We start from the raw sequence: 19,156 nt of genomic DNA, 5'->3' as shown, positions 1-19,156 counted from the left end.
GCCGAGGGACTGACGCCCGAGGACGCCGACCGGTGGGTCGCCCGCGAGACGCTGGTGCGGCTGCGCCGGCTCGGCATGTTCGCGAACGGACCGGAGGCCAGGGCGGGGCTGGCGGCTCGCTACGGCGTGGCCGAGAAGTACCGCCGCTGGGTCGATGAGGCCCTGCGCCTGCTCGCCGCCGCCGGGTTCACCGACGATGCCGACCCGGTGACCCTGCTGCCGGCCGGGCAGCGGGCCGCCGACCCGGCCGATGACCCGGCCTGGGCGGACCTGCGTGCGCGGTTGGCCGCCAACCCGTACTGGCACGCCCAGTTGTCGCTCGTCGAGGACTGCGTGGCAGCGCTGCCCGAGGTCCTCACCGGCTCGCGGCCGGTGACCGAGATCCTGTTCCCCGGCGGGTCGCTGGACCGGATGATGGCCGCCTACCAAGGCAACGCCATCGCCGACGGGCTCAACCAGACCGTCGCCGAGACCGTGGCCGACTTCGTCCGAACCAGCCAGGGCCCGGTCCGGATCGGCGAGATCGGCGCCGGAACCGGTGGCACGACAGCGGTCGTGCTGCCCGCGCTGGACGCCGTCGGCGGCCCGGCCGAGTACTGGTTCACCGACCTTTCGCCCGCGTTCCTGGCCAAGGCCGAGGACCGGTTCGGCCCGGGCCGCGACTACCTGCGCTACGGCCGGTGGGACGTGGAGCGGCCCGGCGTGGCCGAGGAGCTGGCCGGCGGGCGGTTCGACGTGCTGATCGCGTCGAACGTCCTGCACGCCACCCGCGATCTGCACCGGGTCATGGCCAACCTGGCCGATGCGTTGCGGCCGGGCGGACTGCTGGTGATCAACGAGGTGACCCGCAAGTCGGCGCTGCTCACCCTCACGTTCGGCCTGCTCGACGGCTGGTGGCTCTACACCGACGAGCACCTGCGGATCCCCGGCGCCCCGCTGCTCACCGCGGCGGGCTGGCAACGGCTCCTGCGCGAGCACGGGTTCGGCGCCATCACCCGCCCGACGGCCGCGGAGGGCGCGTTCGCTGAGGTGATTGTCGGCGCTGCGGGTACTCCCGACGTGAACCCGGTCCGGCTGCTGACCGAGGAATGGCGGCCCGCACCGATACCGGAGGGCGGGGAAGCCGGTCGCGTCGGTGTGCTGGCGACACCGGCGACGGCTGCCTTGGCAGACCAGCTTACGCGCCTGATCCCGGGTGCGACTGTCCTCACGGAGCAGTCCACTGTGGACACGATCGTCGATCTGACCGGGTGCGATGCCGCGGCCGACAACCTCGACACCTGGTTGCCGTGGCTGCAGAAGGCCTGCACGAAGGCGACGCGTGTGCTGGGCGTGACCCGTGGTCTCGATGGTCCGCACGCCTCTCGTGTGGCGGGCCTGTACGCGATGCTCGGCAACGAACTGAGCCGGGTGCACACCACGCACATCGACCTCGACCCGAGTGAGCCGGACACCACGGCCGCGCAACGGCTGGCGGCGGAACTCCGGTCGGCCGACGCGCTGAACCGCGTGCGCATCCGCGGTGGCGACCGGCTGCGGCCCGTGCTGTCCGAGCAGACTCCGGGCGATGCACCGGTTCCGGTGTTCGGACCGGACGAGGTGCTGGTGGTGACCGGTGGCACCCGCGGTGTCGGACTGGCCGCCGCGCGGCACGCCGTCACGGCATGGGGCGTGCGGAAGCTGTTGCTGATCGGCCGCGAGACGTTGCCAGAGCGGGCAGTGTGGGCCGAACGTGCTCGGCACGATGACGCACTGGGCCGCAAACTCCGTGGCCTGCTTGACCTCGCCACCACCGGTGCCCGGATCCAGGTCGCGTCCGTGCCGTTGGACGGTCCGGGCACTGCGGACGCGTTGACGGCGCTGTTGCGGGACAGCGGCCCGGTCGGTGGCGTGCTGCACGCCGCTGGAGTGGTCGATGAGCAGACGCTTTCCTTCAGCCGCAAGACTCCGGCGAGCGTCCGCCGGGTGCTCGCGCCCAAAGTGGACGGTGCCGAGGCGTTGTTGCGTGCCGTCGCCGGGCATCCGGTGCGGTTCGTCGTGCTGTTCTCATCCGTGGCCTCCGCGTTGCCCGCGCTTGCCGTGGGACAGAGCGACTACGCCATGGCCAACACCCACCTCGACCACCTCGCGGTGAAGTCGCCGCGGGTGGTCAGCGTGCAGTGGCCGAGCTGGGCGGGCATCGGCATGGGCGCGGCCGGAACCGGGCCCGCCTACCGGGCCGCGGGGCTGGCCGCCCTGCGCGAAGAGGACGGGCTGCGGGTGCTCGATCTCGCCGTGTCCGGTGCGGCCGGGCCGGTCGTGTTGCCCGTGGTGCCCGCCGACGACCGGCCGCTCGACCAGATCGGCGTGCCGCGCAAGGAAAACAAGCCAGTCGCTCCCGCCGTTGCCGCCGCGGGCCCGTCCGCCGCCGCGGACTGGTTGCTCGACCTGATCGCCGAACGCCTGGAGTTCGACCGGGACCGGCTCGACGCCCAGACCCCGATCCACGACTACGGCACGGACTCGATCACGCTCGTCGAGCTGACCCGTACGGCCGGTGAACGGCTTGGCGTGGAGCTGGATCCGTCCGTGCTGATCGAGCACCCGACCGCGGCCGGGTTCGCGGAATGGCTCGCGGCAACGCATCCGGACGTGCAGCGGTCGAAGTTCGGCGCCCCCACCGGGCAGACCGCCGCCGGAGCACCCACCCCGGCCGCCGCGACACCGGCCACTGTGGACGGACGCGACCACGACCTTGCTGTCGAGCCGGTCGTCGCAGCGACACCGGCCGCCGGGATACCGGCTGCCGTGGACGGGCGTGACGGGGATCTCGCTGTCGAGCCGGTTGCCGCCGCGACTCGGGCCGCCGGGATACCGGCGGCTGCGGATGGGCGTGACGGCGACCTTGCTGTGATTGGCCTGTCCTGTCGGTTCCCGGGGGCACCGGACCCGGAGGCGTACTGGCGGCTGCTGGCCGGTGGCCGGTCGGCGATCGCGCCGGTGCCCGCCGGGCGCTGGCCCGGTGAAGGCGGCGGCTTCAACGCCGGTCTGCTCACCGAGACCGACCGGCGGTTCGACCCGGGGCACTTCCACATCAACGCCGCCGACGCCGCCGCGATGGACCCGCAGGCGTTGCTGCTGCTGGAAGAGACCCTGTTCGCCTGGCACGACGCCGGGTACCGCCCGGATGAGGTCAAGGGCCGCGAGATCGGTGTCTACATCGGTGGCCGCACCGCCCGGCTGCCCGCCCGCGACAGCGTGCTGGCCAGCCGCAACCCGGTGGTCCTCGGCCAGAACTACCTGGCCGCCAACATCTCCCGGCACTTCGACCTGCGCGGGCCGAGCGTGGTCGTGGACACCGCGTGCTCGTCGGCCCTGGTGGCGTTGAACCTCGCCGCGCAGGCGGTCCGCGCTGGCGAGGTCGAGGCCGCGGTGGTCGGCGGCGTCACCCTGATCGAGGGGGCGGCCGCGCACCAGGTGTTCGACCTGCGCGGGCTGCTGGCCGCGGCGCCCGAGTTCCACGCCTTCGACCGTCGCGCCGGTGGGTTCGTGCCGGCCGAAGGCGCGGGTGTCGTCGTGGTGAAGCCGCTGGCCGCGGCACGCGCCGATGGCGACCGGATCATCGCCGTGGTCAAGGGGATCGCGGTCAACAACGACGGCCGCACGGCCGGGCCGGCCACCCCCAACCTCGTCACCCAGCAGGCCGTGCTCGCCCGTGCCCTGGCCGCGAGCGGTCACCGGCCGGACGAGATCGGCTACCTGGAAGCCAACGCGTCCGGCTCGCCGGTCACCGACCTGATCGAGCTGAAAGCCGTCCAGTCGGTCTACCGGGCGGACTCCGCCACGGAGTGCGCGCTCGGCTCGGTCAAGCCCAACATCGGCCACCCGCAGTGCGCCGAGGGCATCGCCGGGCTGATCAAGGTCGCGCTGATGCTCCAGCGCGGGCGCCGCGTGCCGTACCTGAGCGGCCAGCAGCCGCCGGAGCACTTCGACCTGGCCGCCTCGCCGTTCCGGTTCGACCGGGCGGAGACCGCGTGGGACGGGCCTCGCGTCGCCGCGATCAACAGCTTCGGTGACGGCGGCACCAACGCGCACGTGGTCATGTCCGCGTGGACCGGCGAGCAGGGGACCCGCAAGGCGCTGCCGAGGCCCGTGCTGAGGCGGGAGCGGATCGAGTTCACAGGTGTCCCGATCGGACCCGCCCCGGCCCCGGCCGGTGACCAGCCCATCGCGGTGATCGGCATGGCGGGCCGGTACCCCGGCGCCGAGGACCTGGCTGAGTTGTGGACGAACCTGCTCGGTGGTGTGGACAGCATCGTCGAGATCCCGCGGGATCGCTGGGACCACGAGCGGTTCGGCCACATCCGCAGCGCTTCCGGCCGGCCGCTGTCGTCCTGGGGCGGGTTCCTCGACGACGTGGCCGCCTTCGACGCGTCGTTCTTCCGGATCTCGGCCGGTGAGGCCAATGTCCTCGACCCGCAGGAACGGCTGTTCCTGCAGGCGTGCTGGGCGGCGATCGAGGACGCCGGGCACACCCCGGAGTCACTGTGCCCGCCGTCAGGTCCGTCGGGCAGGCGGCTGGGGGGTGTGTTCGCGGGCGTGATGCACAAGGACTACCCGCTGCTGGGCGTGGAGCACCTGGCGCGCGGCGGTGACCCGGTGCCGTTGGGGCTCAGCCAGGGCCAGATCGCCAACCGGGTGTCGTTCTGCTGCGACTTCCACGGGCCGAGCGTCGCGGTGGACACGTTGTGCTCGTCCTCGCTGACGGCGGTGCACCTCGCGGTGCGCAGCCTGCGGGCCGGGGAGTGCACGGTCGCGATCGCGGGTGGTGTCAACCTGTCGCTGCACCCGGCCAAGTACATCGGCTACGGCCTGGTCAACATGCACTCGACCGACGGGCGCTGCCGCTCGTTCGGTGCCGGTGGCGACGGCTATGTCTCGGCTGACGGGGTGGGCGCGGTCGTGCTCAAGCCGCTCGCCGCGGCGGAGCGCGATGGCGACCACATCTACGCGGTCATCCGCGGCAGTGCGGTCAACCATGGCGGTGCGGCCGGTGGGTTCAGTGTGCCCAACCCGGTGGCCCAGGCCGCGGTCGTCCAGGCCGCGTTCGAGGACGCGGGCACCGAACCGGCGACCATCGGCGTGCTGGAGGCGCACGGCACCGGCACTTCGCTCGGCGACCCGATCGAACTGCGCGCGTTGGTCACGGCGTTCGGTGACGCTGCCAGGCCCGGCTCGGTCTCGCTGGGGTCGGTGAAGTCCAACATCGGCCACGCGGAAGGCGCCGCGGGCATTTCGGGCCTGACCAAGGCGGTACTGCAACTGCACCACCGCACGCTTGTCCCGACGCTGCACGCGGACGATGTCAACCCGTTGCTGGATCTGGACAACACGCCGTTCCGGCTGCAGCGGACCGCCTCGGCCTGGCCCGCGAACGGCGGCCCACGGCGTGCCGGCGTGAGCTCCTTCGGTGCCACGGGCGCCAACGCCCACGTGATCCTCGAGGAGTACACGGGCGCTACCCGGACCGTTGCGGCGGCCGGGCCGGTCGTGGTTCCCCTTTCGGCGCGCACGGTTCCCGCGCTGCGGACCATGGCGTCCCGGCTGCGGGACCGCGTGCACGGCGGCGCGGCCGATCCCGTCGCCGAAGTGACAACCCGGCTCGCTCAGGTCCTCGGCACCGACCCGGCCGACATCGACCCGGTGCTGCCGTGGCACGAGTTCGGCATCACGCCTACCGAGGTCGCGGAGCTGGCCAACGACCTGGCTTCGCTCATGCCGTCGGGGCAGCCGCCTCGGTTGACCGCCGCGCACAGCACCGCCGAGGTCGCGGCAATCGTGCCGTACCGGGCAGGCGGGCCCTCGCTCGGCGATATCGCGTACACGCTCCAGACCGGCCGCGTGGAACTGGCCGAGCGGGCAGCGTTCGTCGTCGCCGACGTGGCCGAACTGGCCAGGGTGCTCGGCGAGTTCCTGGCGGACGACAGGATCCGGGTGCACGGCACCGATGGGGCGCTGCGGGCGCTCGCCGAGCGGTGGGTCGCTGGTGCGGCTGTGGACTGGCCTGCCGCGGTCGCCGGGGCCCGGCGGGTCAGCCTGCCGACGTACCCGTTCGAGCGGGAGCGCTACTGGTTCGCCGACCGGACCGCTGTCACCAACGGCCACTCTGCTATCCACAATGGACATACGCAGGCTGTCAACGGTCACAGCACCAACGATCACGGCACCAACGGCCACAGCACGAATGGCCATGGCGTGAACGGTCATGGCGCGAACGGCAAGGCGCAGCCCGCGTTGACCGAGTCGGCGTTGACCGAGCCCGCGCGGGGCATGCTTCGCGTGCCGGGCTGGGCGGCCCGTTCGCCCGCGACCGGTACCGGGACCTCTGGCGGCCGCGTGCTGATCGTCGAGTCCGGTGCGGCAACGCTGGCCGAGGCCATCGCGGCGCACTATCGCCAGGCGGGAGCCACCGTCGTACCGGTGACCACCGGCCCGAGCACCGTCGCCACCGGCTCGGCCAAGGTCGTCTCGGCCGCCGATCCCGACGCCTTCCGCGCCGTTCTGGCCGACGTCGGTGCGGTCGGCCGGGTACACCTGGTCGCCGGCCCCGAGGACCCGCACGCCCGGGTGGACGCCGACGTGCAACTGCTTGCCCTGCACCTGATCCGCGCCCTGGCCGGACTCGGTCAGCGGATCGACCTGCACCTGACCACCCACGACACCCATGGCCTCGATGGCCGTGCCGCCAACGCCAGGGGAGCGGGCCTGACCGGTCTGGCGTACTTCCTGGCCGGCCGGCAGCGGCAGTTCGCGGTGCGCAATGTGGACGTGTCCACACGCGACACCGACCTCACCCGGCTGGCCGCGGCCATCGCCGCCGAACCGGCCAGCCCGGTGGCGGAACTGACGTTGCTCCGCGACGGCGTGCGGTACCGCCAGCGGTTCGACGAGGCCGAGCCGCCCACCGCGGGAACGGGGTTGCGAACCGGCGGCGCGTACCTGGTGATCGGCGGTGCCGGCGTGGTCGGCCAGGCGGTCACCCGCCACCTGCACCGGCACTACGGCGCCCGCGTGGCCTGGATGGGCCGCAGGCCGCAGAGTCACCCGGCGGTCCAGGCCGCGATGGTGGCCGCGACCTCCGGTGATCGCGTTCCGTTCTACGTCAGCGCGGATGTGACCGACGCGGAACGGTTCCGGGCCGCGGTCGCCGAGGCCAAGGCCGCGCTCGGCGGCCTGAACGGGGTCGTGTTCGCGGGCGCCACCACGATCACCGAGCAGGCGCGTGCCGTGACCGAACTGGACGACGCCGAGTTCCGCCACCACTACCAGGTGAAGGCCAGCGGCGCGGTGCACGTCGCGGTCGCGGTGGCCGACGAGCCGCTGGACTTCCTGTGCTTCTTCTCCTCGGCGCAGGCCTTCTCCTTCGGCGGTGCGGGAACGCATCCCGCCTACGCGGCGGGCATCACCTTCGCCGACGCGTTCGCCAGGACCATCGCGGGCACCGCACCGTTCCCCGTCGGCGTGCTCAACTGGGGCGCGTGGGCCGCGTCGTTCGGCGAGTCGGCCGCGGACCACCCCGGGGTCGGCTTCCTCACTGACGAACAGGGCGCCGCCTGCTTCGACGCCGCTGTCCGGCTGCTGATGTCCGGCGGTCCCGCGCAGACCATCGGCCTGCGTCCCGCCTCAGCGGCACCCACCAGGCCACCGGCGCCCGCGGCCGAACCTGCCGCCGGACCCACTGCCGGACCCGTGGCCGGATCGGCGGCCGAACCCGCCGCCGGACCCGCGGCGGACCAGCCCGGGACCGGGATCACCACACCGGACCGCGACCGGATCAAGGCGCTCACCACGCGGCGGCTGGCCCGGGCGCTGCGGGTGCCCGCCGAGAAGCTGTCGCCGCGCCAGGCGTTCGCGGAGCTCGGCGTGGACTCGATCACCGGGATGTCGTTCGTCGCCGAGCTCGGTGAGGACCTGGGCCTGGAGCTGGACGCCGCGCTCCTCTACGACCACACCACCATCGACCGGCTGACCGACCACCTGGCCGGCCTGGTCGGCACCACCACCACCGGAGGGCAGCGATGACGAGTACCGAGTTCCGATCCGTCGTGGACCGCTACCTCACCGGCGACGAGGGCGCCGCCGCGCCGCCACCGGCCCGCACGTCCACATTGGACATCGCGGTCGTCGGCATGGCCGGCCGGTTCCCCGGCGCCGGTGACGTGCGCGAGTTCTGGGACAACCTGGTCGCCGGGCGCAAGTGCGTTGGCGAGCTGCCCGCCGAGATCCTCGGCGAGAACGCCCGCGGCTACCGGTGGGGCGGCGTGATCACCGACCGGGACTGCTTCGACCCGGAGTTCTTCGGCATCGACGCCCGCGAGGCCGACTCGATGAACCTGCACCAGCGGCTGCTGCTGCAGGAGGCCTGGCACGCGCTGGAGGACGCGGGCATCGACCCGGTCTCGCTGACCGGCTCGGACACCGGCATGTTCGTGGGCGCGGAGCCGGCCGGCTACCTGCACGAGTCGTTCACCGGTGCCTCCGACGCCCTGGTGGCGGCGCGGCTGTCGTACATGCTCGACTGGCACGGCCCGGCCATGGTGGTGAACACCGCGTGCTCATCGTCCATTGTGGCCATTCACCTGGCCTGCCAGAGCCTGCTGAGCGGGGAGTGCGGGGTCGCGATCGCCGCGGGCGCCAACGTCGGGCTGAGCCAGGACCCACTGAACCTGTTGGGCGACATGGGCGTGCTGTCGCCGTCGGGTGAGTGCCGCACGTTCGACAACTCCGCCAACGGCACGGTGTTCGCCGAAGGGGTCGCGGTCGTCGTGCTCAAGCGCCTCGCCGACGCCGAGGCCGCGGGTGACGACATCCGGGGCGTCATCCGGGCGACCGGCGTCAACCACGACGGCGCCAGCAACGGCATCACCGCGCCGAACGGGCTCGCGCAGGAGAAGCTGATCGACTCGGTGTACCGGCGGTACGGCATCGACGCGTCCCGCATCGGGTACGTGGAGGCGCACGGCACCGGTACGACGCTCGGCGACCCGGTCGAGGCGGGCGCGCTGGTCCGCGCCTTCGCCAAGCACCGGCCGAACCCGGCCGGCTGCGTGCTGGGCAGCGCCAAGGCCGGCATCGGCCACACCGGCGCCGCCGCGGGCGTGATCGGCCTGGTCAAAGTGCTGCTCAGCATGCGCAACGAGCGGCTCACCGGCATGCCGACGTTCCGGACGCTGAACCCGATGATCAAGCTCGACGGGTCGGGCCTGACCATCGACGCCGTCGGCCGCCCGTGGCCGGCCACGCCGGGTGCGCCGCGGCTGGCCGCCGTGAACTCGATGGGGCACAGCGGCACCAACGCCCACCTCGTGGTGGAGGAGTACCCGCCGCGGCCGCGCACGTCGTCGTCCCACTTCCCCGGCCCGGTCGCGATCCCGTTGTCCGCGCGCAACAAAGAACGACTCGGCGTGCTAGCAAGTCAGCTGGCCGACCACCTCGACACCGTGTGCTCCGCGCGGACCGACGACGGCCAGGACGTGATCCGCAGGCTCATCGCCGACCTGCTCGGGATCGCGCCCTCGGCCGTGCAGGGGCAGCAGAACCTGGAAAGCCAGGGCGCCGAACCGCACCAGCTCGCTCGGCTGGCCATCCTGCTCACCAACCAGACCGGCCGTCAGGTCACCGTGGACACGCTGTACGACGCGCCGTCGGTGGACAGCCTGGTCTCCTCGCTCGCTCCGGCCGGGCCTGTGGGCGGGCCGCGCCGGGAACCGCCGAGCCTGGCCGACATCGCGGTCACGATGCAGCGTGGCCGGGCCGCGCTGGACGAGCGCGCGGTCGTGGTGGCCGAATCGGTGACCGCGCTGGTGGCCGCCCTGCGTGCGCTCGCCGCCGGTCGTCCCGGCTCGGACACCGTCACCGGCCGGGCCCGTCCGGACGTCCCGCGCGCTGTCAGCGGGTCGCCGATGGACATCGCCCGGGCCTGGTGCCAGGGCGCCGAGGTCAGCTGGCCGCCGTGCGGCGGGCACCGAGTCTCGCTGCCCGGGTACCCGTTCGCGCGCAACCACCATGGCAGGCAACGGCAGGCACCACGACCCGTTGCCCCCGCTGAGGTGGTGCCGCCGGTCCCCGAGCCGCCTTACCTGGAACCGGCCTACACCGAGCTCGCCGTCCCCGACACCTACGACACCGCCGGGCCGGGCGGCCTGCGCGATGAGGTCGCCGGGTGGCTGGCCGGCGTGATCGCCGCCGAGGTGGGCATCGACGCGGCCGCCATCGACCGGTGGGAGCGGTTCGACGCCTTCGGGGTGGACTCCGTGATGCGCACCCGGGTCAACCACCACCTGGCCGACCGGTTCCCGTCGGCCTCGCGCACCCTGTTGTTCGAGTTCGCCACCATTGACGAGGTCGCGGACCTGCTGAGCACGGACTTCCCCGCGGAGTGCCGCAGCGCGCTACGGGCGCCCGACCCGTCGGGTGCGGCACCTGTGGCACCGGTCGCTTCCGTGGCTGTGCCCGCTGCGGCTCCGGAGCCGTCTGTTTCGCCCGCGGGTGGCGGAGATGTGGCGGGGTGGCTGTCCGATGTGGTCGCCGAGGAGGCCTCGATCGACCGCGACGGGATCGATCCGTGGCGGCCGTGGGACGCGTTCGGCATCGACTCGGTGGTCCGGACCCGCGTCAACCACCGGATCGCCGAAGCCTTCCCGGACGCCTCCCGGACGCTGCTGTTCGAGTTCGGCACCATCGCCGAGGTCGCCGAGAGCCTCGCGGCGGACTTCCCAGCCGAGTCGGGAACGCTCACCGGCAGCGCCGCGGTCGTCCAGGAACCGGCTGCCGCCGGGGGAGATGTATCCGGGGAAGATGTGGCCGGGTGGCTGTCCCGGGTGGTCGCCGAGGAGGCCGGGATCGACCCTGGCGGGGTCGATCCGTGGCGGCCGTGGGATGCGTTCGGCATCGACTCGGTGGTCCGGACCCGGGTGAACCACCGGATCGCCGAGGCGTACCCGGACGCGTCGAGGACCCTGTTGTTCGAGTTCGGCACGATCGCCGAGGTGGCCGCGAGCCTGGCCGCGGACTTCCCCGGCGAGTCGCGGGCGGCCGCGCCGGTCCCGTTGCCGGCGGCCGCCGGGCCGGTGCCGGAGTGGCCGGTCGCGCCGACGTGGGTGGCGCCGTTCCCGGCCAGGGAGACCGGGTTCTCGGCCAGCCGGGTGCTGCTCGACCCGGAGTCGGACCCGGACGACACCGAGCTGGTCCGGGACCACCAGGCCAAGCTGCTCGACGTCCTGCTGCGCGGCGAGGATCTCGACCGGGTGGGCGGGCTGATCGACCTGCACGGTGTGCAGGGCGCTGCCGGGCTGCGGCTGGCGGCCCGCCACCGAGCCCTGCGTGTGCACGTCCGGGCGGAGGACGCCGCACAGGCCGACGTGGCCCTGCGGGCCGCCAAGGAGCACGGCCTCGACCCACGGGTCACGGTCGCGCACAGCGACGCCGTGCCCGTCGAGTCGCCGTACGAGGTGGCCCTGGGCATCGAAGGCAGCCACCTCGTCGCGGACAAGGCCGGGTACCTCACCGGGATCGCGACCGCGCTGCCCGAGGGCGGCAGGCTGCTGCTGGCCGAGTTCCTGGCCGTCGGCGCCGAGGTGACCGACCACCGGATCGGCGTGGTCATGCCGGCCACGCAGCAGTGGGCCGAACTGCTCGCCGACGCGGGCTTCGTGCTCGACGACGCGGTGGACGCGAGCGCCGAGGCCGGTCACTTCCTCGCCGACTTCGACGTCGACCAGAACACCGCGGCGCTGGACGCCGTGGCCAAGGGCCGGTGGCGGTTCCACACCGACCTGGCCGTGCCCCTGGAGCGCGGCACCGCCGCCTACCTGTTGCTGCGGCTGCGCAAGGACACCAGGACCGGCCTCGCCACCCGCCGCGCGGGCAACCACGCCCGCCTGGCCACGGCGACGCCCTACTCCCAGGCGGTGACGCGCTGATGACCTTGACCATTGAGCCGACCACGGGGCCGCCCAGGGGTGCGCAGCAGCTGGCGGCGCGGCTCGCCGAAGCGGCGCAGGGCGCGCTGGCGAACGCCGATCCCGGCCGGGGACTGGCTGTGCAGCGCGGGATGGACGCGCTGACTGTGCTGTCCCGGCGGATCCTGGCAAGTGTTCTGCGGCGGATGGGCGCGTTCACAGCGGCGGGCGAGCGTGTCCGTCCGGACGAACTGGCGGCGCGGCTCGGCGTGGTGCCGGGGCACCGGCGGCTCTTCGACGCCCTGCTCGGCATCCTCGTCACCGCGGGCGCATTGCACCGTGAGGGCACGGAAGTCGTTGCGGTGTATCCGTTCAAGGAGCTTCCCGCGTCCGATGTGGACAGAATGGCCGACGGGCTGACCGCCGAGTTCCCGGCCACCGCTGCGACCGTACGGCTGCTGCGCCGGTGCCTGGACGCCTATCCGGACATCCTGACCGGCCGGCGGCCCGCCTCGGATGTCCTGTTCGAGGACGGCATCGCCGAAGAGCAACCGGACAGCGGCGCGGTCGTCGCGGCGGTGGCAGCCGAGTTCACGCGCACACGGCTGGAGACCGCACCGGCTGTGTCGGTGGTCGAACTGGGCGCGGGGACCGGCGGGACGACCGCGCGGATCCTGCCCGCGCTGACGCCCTACGCGAACAACCTGCGCTACACCTGCACCGACGTCTCAACCCGGTTCACCCAGCACGGCAAGCAGCGGTTCACCCAGCCGTTCGTCGACTTCGCGGTGCTCGACATCGGCGAGGCCCCCGAAACCCAGGGATTCGCGGCCGGGCAGACCGACGTCCTGCTCGCCGCGAACGTCCTGCACTGCAGCCAGGACATCGACGCCGCCCTGGCCAACGCCACCGCCATGCTCAAGCCAGGCGGTGCGTTGGTGCTCACGGAAGCCGTGTCGGCTCCGGAACCCTCGACGATGGTGTTCGGGCTGACCCCGGAGTGGTGGCCGGAGCGGGAACGGCCGGGGATCGCGGGTTCGCCGCTGCTGTCGTGCGACCAGTGGCGGGAAGCTCTGGGCAAGGCGGGGTTCCAGGAGATCCAGGTGCACCCGCTGCCGCCGGGCGTGGACGAGGACGACGCCCCCGAAGCGGTGATCGTCGCCCTCCGGCCGGCTGCGGCCGAACCGGGGACCAGCACGGCCCGCACGACAACGGAACCGAAACCCGTTGCGGCGCCGCAGGTCGGCACAGCACCCACTGCGGCCCGTGTGACCGCGGAACCGAAACCGGCTGTGGCACCGCAGGCTGACACACCCGTGAGCACCACCAGAGATGCGACCGGGAGCACGGGCGGGCCGATCGCGATCGTCGGCCTCAGCGTCCGGCTGCCCGGCGCGCCGGACGCGCGCCGGTACTGGGACCTGATCATGGCCGGCCGCCGCGCCATCGGCGAGATCCCGGCCCGCCGCTGGGACTGGCGGGAGCACTACGTCCCCGAGCCGCAGGGCATGGAGGTCATCACCAAGAGCCATTCGAAGTGGGGCGGCTTCCTGGACGGCTTCGACCAGTTCGACGCCGAGTTCTTCGGGATGACCGAGCAGGAGGTCCGCAACACCGACCCGCAGCAACGGATCTTCCTGCAGGAGTGCTGGAAGGCGTTGGAGGACGCGGGATACAGCCCGCACGCGCTGGATCCCAAGGTCCGCCGGGCCACCGGTGTCTTCGCCGGCGCTTCGAAGCTCGGCTTCGACCGGCTCGGCCCGGACCGCGGCGTCGACCTGCCGCGCACCTCGTTCGGCGACATGGTCAACCGCGTCTCCTACCACTTCGACTTCGGCGGTCCCAGCAAGCCCGTCGACACCGCGTGCTCGTCCGCGCTGGTCGCGTTGCACGAGGCGGTCGAGAGCCTGCGGTCCGGCGAGTGCGCGATGGCGCTGGTCGGCGGCGTGAACCTGTATCTGCACCCGTCCTGCTATGCCGAGCTGGGCGCGGTGAAGATGCTGTCGAACCTGCCGGAGTGCCCGGCGTTCGGTATCGGCGGCAACGGCATCGTGCCCGGTGAGGGCGTCGGTGTCGTGGTGCTCAAGCGGCTCGCGGACGCCCTGCGCGACAACGACGACATCCGCGCGGTCATCCGCGGCACGGCGGTGAACCACAACGGCCGGACGGTCGGCTTCACCAGCCCGAGCCCCCAGCGTCAGGCGGACGTGATCAGGGCGGCGCTGAGCCGGGCGGGCGTCGACGCAAGCACCGTGAGCTACCTGGAGACCACGGTCAACGGCACCGAGATCGGCGACGCCGTGGAGATGACCGCTGTGACCCAGGTCTTCGGCGGCCGCGCCGAGGCCACCGGGCGCTTCCGGCTCGGCTCGGTCAAACCCAACATCGGCCACGGCGAGGCGTCCTCGGGCATCGCGCAACTGTCCAAAGTGGTCATGGCGCTCGGTCACCGGACCATGCCACCGACCCGGTTGCCCGCCACCATCAACCCGGCGATCGACCGCGACAAGCTGCCGTTCGAACTGTCGGACACGCCCGTGCCTTGGGAACAGCCGATTGTGCGCGGGCAGCGGCAGCCTCGGCGGGCCGGTGTGACCGGGATCGGTGCGGGCGGCGCCAACGCGCACGTGGTCGTCGAGGAAGCCCCCGAGACCGAGATCCGGCCGGGCACCGGGCCCGCCCTGTTCGTGCTGTCCGCGCGGACCGAAGACCAGCTCGCCGCGTCGGTGGACAACTGGCTCGGCTGTCTGCGCGCCGAACCGCAGGTGGACCTGGCCCGGGTCGCGTTCACCACCCAGGTCGGCCGCGAGCCGATGAAGTACCGGCTGGCTGTGGTCGTGGACAGCGTGGCCGAGCTCGTCGACCGGCTCGGCCGCTGGCGCGCCGGTGACACCTCGGCGGTGGAAACTGGTGTGGCACAACGTCCCGCGTCCGCGGTCCGGGCCGAACGGGCCAAAGGCCGGGCATTGTCCGAACTGGCGAGGGTGTGGGCCGCGGGCGGCATGATCGCGTGGCCGTCGGTGTACCAGCACGGAACGCCGACGCGGCTCGGTGGCCTGCCCACGTATCCCTTCGCCACCACCAGCTACTGGACCGACCCGCCCACGACTGCACCGGAACCGGTTGTGCGGCAACAAGAGCACCCGATGCTCGACCTCGCCGGTGCGGTCACCGGCGAGGACGGGACGGTGACCGTCATCGGCAGCGTGTCCCTGGCGGCCCAACCGTGGCTCGGTGATCACGTCGTCAACGGCCGGGTCCTGTTGGCGGGCACCGCGTTCATCGACATGGTCGGCCGCGCGGGCTCGGTCGCGAACGCCGGGCGGATCGAAGAGCTCACGCTGCACGCCCCACTCGACCTGACCAACGCCTCGGCCGTCGTCACCGTGCGGGTCGTGCTCGGCCCACCGGCGCCAGACGGCACGCGCACGGTCGAAGTGACCTCGCGGCCGGCCGACGCCGCTGAGACCCGCCCGTGGTCGAGGCACGCCACCGGTACATGCACCCCGCTGCGCGGCGAGCTGACGTTCGACCTGAGCGAGTGGCCACCGCCTGGGGCGCAACGACTTCCGTCGGAGGACTACTACTCGGCGATGGACGCGGCCGGCTACACCTACGGCCCGGCCTTCCAGAGCCTGCGCGCGGTGTGGGCCCGGGGCGACGAGGTCTTCGGCGAGGTCGAACTGCCCGCGCACTGCATGGCCGACGCGAACCGTTACGGCGTTCAGCCCGCCCTGCTCGACTCCGCCTTGCACGCCATGGGGTTCGGTACCTGGTTCGAAGGCGGCGGGGGACTGCTGCCGTTCGCGTGGACCGGGATGTCCGTGCACACGCCCGGCGCGGGTGGCCGGGCGCGCGTCCGGCTGACCGCCGCAGGCAGCTCCGGCGTCGCCATGCAACTCGCCGACGGCGACGGGAAACCGGTGGCGCAGCTGGACTCCCTGGTCCTGCGTTCGGCCACCGGCGAGCGGCCGGACCTGGCCGGTGAGGCGTTGTTCACCGTGGAATGGGTGCCACTGCCCGAAACCGGCACTCCGGCGGCAGCGACCTGGTCGGTGCTGGGACCGGACAGCTACGGCATCCGCTCGGTGATCACTGCGGCCGAGCGCGGCGAGTACGACATTCTGTCTCTGCGTGGACCGGCCGATGTGCCGGTGTCCACGGCCCAGCTCGTGCCCGCCGCGCACGAAGCCACCGGCGCTTTGCTGGACACCGTGCGCGACTGGCTGGCCGACCCGGCCAACCGGGGCCGCCGCCTGGTCGTGCTGACCAGAGGGGCGGTCGCGGTCGAACCCGGCGAGGCAGTGCCCGACCTGGCCACCGCACCGGCCTGGGGCCTGCTGCGCGCGGCCCAGTCCGAGCACCAGCGCAGGCTCGTGCTGGTCGACTTGGACCGCCACGGCCCGGTCGCGGCCGTGCCGGACGCGGTCACGGCGGCGGTGGCGGCCGACGAGTTCCACATCGCCCTGCGCGGCGACCGTGTGCTCGTGCCCAGGCTTGTGCAGACTGCGAAAGACCCGGGTCTGGCGGTTCCGAAGACCCAGGCCTGGCGGCTGGACAGCACCGCCCCGGGCACGCTGGACAGCCTCGCCCTCGTGCCCGCGCCCGATGCCGCCCGCCCGCTCACCGAGGGGCAGGTCCGGGTCGAGGTACGGGCGGCGACCCTGAACTTCCGGGACGTGCTGGGCGCGCTGGGCATGTACCCCGGCGACCTGGTGCTCGGTGCCGAGGGCGCGGGCGTGGTCACCGAGGTCGGGCCGGGTGTCACCGGGCTGACCGTGGGCGACCGCGTGTTCGGCCTGATGCCCGGTGGGATCGGACCGGTCTGCGTGACCGACGCGCGGACGGTCCGGCGCATTCCGGCGGGCTGGTCCTATGCCGAGGCCGCTTCGGTCCCCGTGGCGTACCTGACCGCGTACTACGGCCTGGTCGAGGTCGGCGGCCTGCGGGCCGGGGAGTCGGTGCTCATCCACGCCGCGGCGGGCGGTGTCGGCAGCGCGGCGGTGCGCCTGGCCGACCACCTCGGGGCGGACGTGTTCGCCACGGCGAGCCCGGCCAAACACGCGGACGTTCAGGCGATGGGCGTGCCCGCCACGTTGATCCGGTCCTCACGCGACACCGGCTATGCCGAGGCGTTCGCGGCCGAGACCAGCAACCGCGGTGTCGACGTCGTGCTCAACTCGCTGACCGGCGAACACGTCGACGCGTCGCTGCGGCTGCTGCCGCGGGGCGGCCGGTTCGTGGAGATGGGCAAGACCGGCATCCGGCCGGCGGCGGACGTCGAACGCGACCACCCCGGCGTTCGCTACCAGGCCTTTGATCTCGTCGAGGCCGGCCCACAACGGATCAGCGAGATCTTCGACAAGCTGATGCCGCTGTGGGAGAGCGGCGAGCTGCCCCCGCCCGCCCGCACCGTGCTGGACGTGCGGCGGGCCAGGGACGCGATGCGGACCATGAGCCAGGGCAGGCACGTCGGCCGGATCGTGCTCACCATGCCCCGGTCGTTGCGGCCTGGCGGCACCGTCGTCGTCACCGGCGGCACCGGCACGATCGGGTCCACGGTCGCGCGTAATCTCGTTGCCGCACACGGTGTCCGGCACATCGTGCTGGTCTCCCGCCGCGGTGAGTCCGCGCCGGGCGCGGCGCGGCTGGTGTCGGATCTGCGGTCCCGCGGCGCGCAGGTCCGGGTGGTGCGCTGCGACGTGACCGACCGCGACCAGGTGGCCGGGCTGCTGGCCGGGATTCCCGCCGAGCACCCGCTCACCGGCGTGGTGCAGGTCAGCGGTGCCCTCGACGACGGCATGCTGCGCGGCCAGACCCGGGCCCGGCTCGCGCCGGTGCTCAAGGCGAAGCTCGACGCGGCGGTGATCCTGGACGAGCTGACCCGGGCCGCCGACCCGGACGTGTTCGTGCTGTTCTCCGGCGCCGCCGGGGTGCTCGGCAACCCGGGCCAGTCGAACTACGCCGCGGCCAACGCGTTCCTCGACGCACTGGCCCGGCGCCGCCGCACCGACGGCCTGCCCGGGCTGTCCATCGCGTTCGGCTTGTGGGCCACGGTCAGCGACCTGACGCGGGACCTCGACGAGCAGGCCGCGGCCCGGATGGCCCGCGGCGGGTTCCGGATGCTGTCCGACGAGGACGGCATGCTGCTGTTCGACGCCGCACTGGCGGGCAGCGCGGAGCTCGCCGTGCCGATGCGGCTGGACCTCGCCGCGCTGGCCGCGGCGCCCGTGCACCCGATCCTGCGCGGCCTGGTGGGCACGGCGAAGGCAGCCCCGGCGCCCGCGCCGCAGCCCACCCAAGCACCGGCTGGTGGCACGCTGCTGGACCGGCTCGCGGCGGCCGGACCGAGCGGACGGCGGGACGTGCTGCTGTCGTTGGTCGGCGAGCAGATCGCGGCGATCCTGCCGGGGTTCGAGGCCGGCCACATCGACGCCGACACCGGGTTCGCCGAGCTGGGCTTCGACTCGCTGACCGCGGTGGAGCTGCGCAACCGGCTCGACGAGGCGACTGGGCTGCGGCTGCCGGTGACCCTGGTGTTCGACCAGGCCACCGCGGGCGCGCTGGCCGGGCACCTGCTCGGGTTGCTCGCCGACCGGATCCCCGCGGCCCAGGCGGTACCCGCCGCCACCGGAGGTCCGTCCGGCGATCCGTGGGCGGCGCTGTTTGCACCGGAGAACCTGGCGGGCGTCGGCGCGATCGCCGACGTGGGTGGTGCCGGCGGGCAACGGCTGACCAAACTGGCCGCCCAGCAGGGCCGCGCGGTCGTGCACTCGGTGCCCGCCGATCCGGACAAGACCCTGCCCGGCAGCTACGACCTGGTGGTCGCGCTGGGCGGCCTGGCCGGTGTCCGGCGCAAACGGGAGCTGTTCGCCAGGATCGACGCCGCGCTGATCGACGGCGGCCGGGTGCTGCTCGCCGACCACGTCAGCACGCTGCGCGGCGACCTCGACGACCGCGGCGCGGGCGTGCTCGTGTCCAGTGTGGACTCATGGGTGGCGCTGCTCGGCTCGGCGCGCCTCGTCATCGACCAGATCACCGAACCGCCCGCGGTGCTTGAACACCATGCCGGGCTCGCCGAGCCGCGCAGGCGCGGGTGGGCCCGTCCGGCGCTGCTGCGGCTGCGCAAGTCCGCCACGACGGCAGCGGAGGACCGCGACCGGGCCAACCGGCGCGCGCTGACCGACTGGGTGCCGGCCGACCGGGCGAGCGCCTGA

At 73.2% G+C, this 19,156-nt stretch carries 3 protein-coding genes (1 of these 3 only partly in view); all 3 read left to right on the top strand.

What is annotated here, in order from left to right:
- Tightly spaced (each overlapping or abutting the next), the 3 genes in view from AB0J95_RS26025 to AB0J95_RS26015 form a layout consistent with a single transcriptional unit that may run on beyond the window.
- Positions 1–8,061, top strand: the final stretch of a protein-coding gene (locus AB0J95_RS26025; RefSeq protein WP_364762819.1) for an amino acid adenylation domain-containing protein. The gene continues 15,231 nt to the left of window position 1, outside the view; the window shows 8,061 of its 23,292 coding nt (coding positions 15,232–23,292); its start codon lies off the left edge, out of view; it ends in the stop codon at positions 8,059–8,061.
- Positions 8,058–11,960 carry a beta-ketoacyl synthase N-terminal-like domain-containing protein gene (locus AB0J95_RS26020; RefSeq protein WP_364762817.1) on the top strand — a complete coding sequence of 1,301 codons (3,903 nt, stop codon included), beginning with the start codon at positions 8,058–8,060 and terminating at the stop codon, positions 11,958–11,960. The genes AB0J95_RS26025 and AB0J95_RS26020 overlap by 4 nt, the downstream gene beginning before the upstream one ends.
- Positions 11,960–19,156, top strand: a complete 7,197-nt coding sequence (locus tag AB0J95_RS26015) for an SDR family NAD(P)-dependent oxidoreductase (protein ID WP_364762814.1) — start codon at positions 11,960–11,962, stop codon at positions 19,154–19,156. The genes AB0J95_RS26020 and AB0J95_RS26015 overlap by 1 nt, the downstream gene beginning before the upstream one ends.

It is taken from the genome of Actinocrispum sp. NPDC049592 (assembly GCF_040675465.1).
Classification (GTDB): Bacteria; Actinomycetota; Actinomycetes; order Mycobacteriales; family Pseudonocardiaceae; genus Kibdelosporangium.
The sequence above is the reverse complement of the archived record's forward strand: the minus strand, read 5'-3'. Positions and strand labels throughout refer to the sequence as shown.

Coding starts and splice junctions, on each gene's coding strand:
- AB0J95_RS26020 (WP_364762817.1), top strand. CDS start 8,058: ATGACGAGTACCGAGTTCCGATCCGTCGTGGACCGCTACCTCACCGGC.
- AB0J95_RS26015 (WP_364762814.1), top strand. CDS start 11,960: ATGACCTTGACCATTGAGCCGACCACGGGGCCGCCCAGGGGTGCGCAG.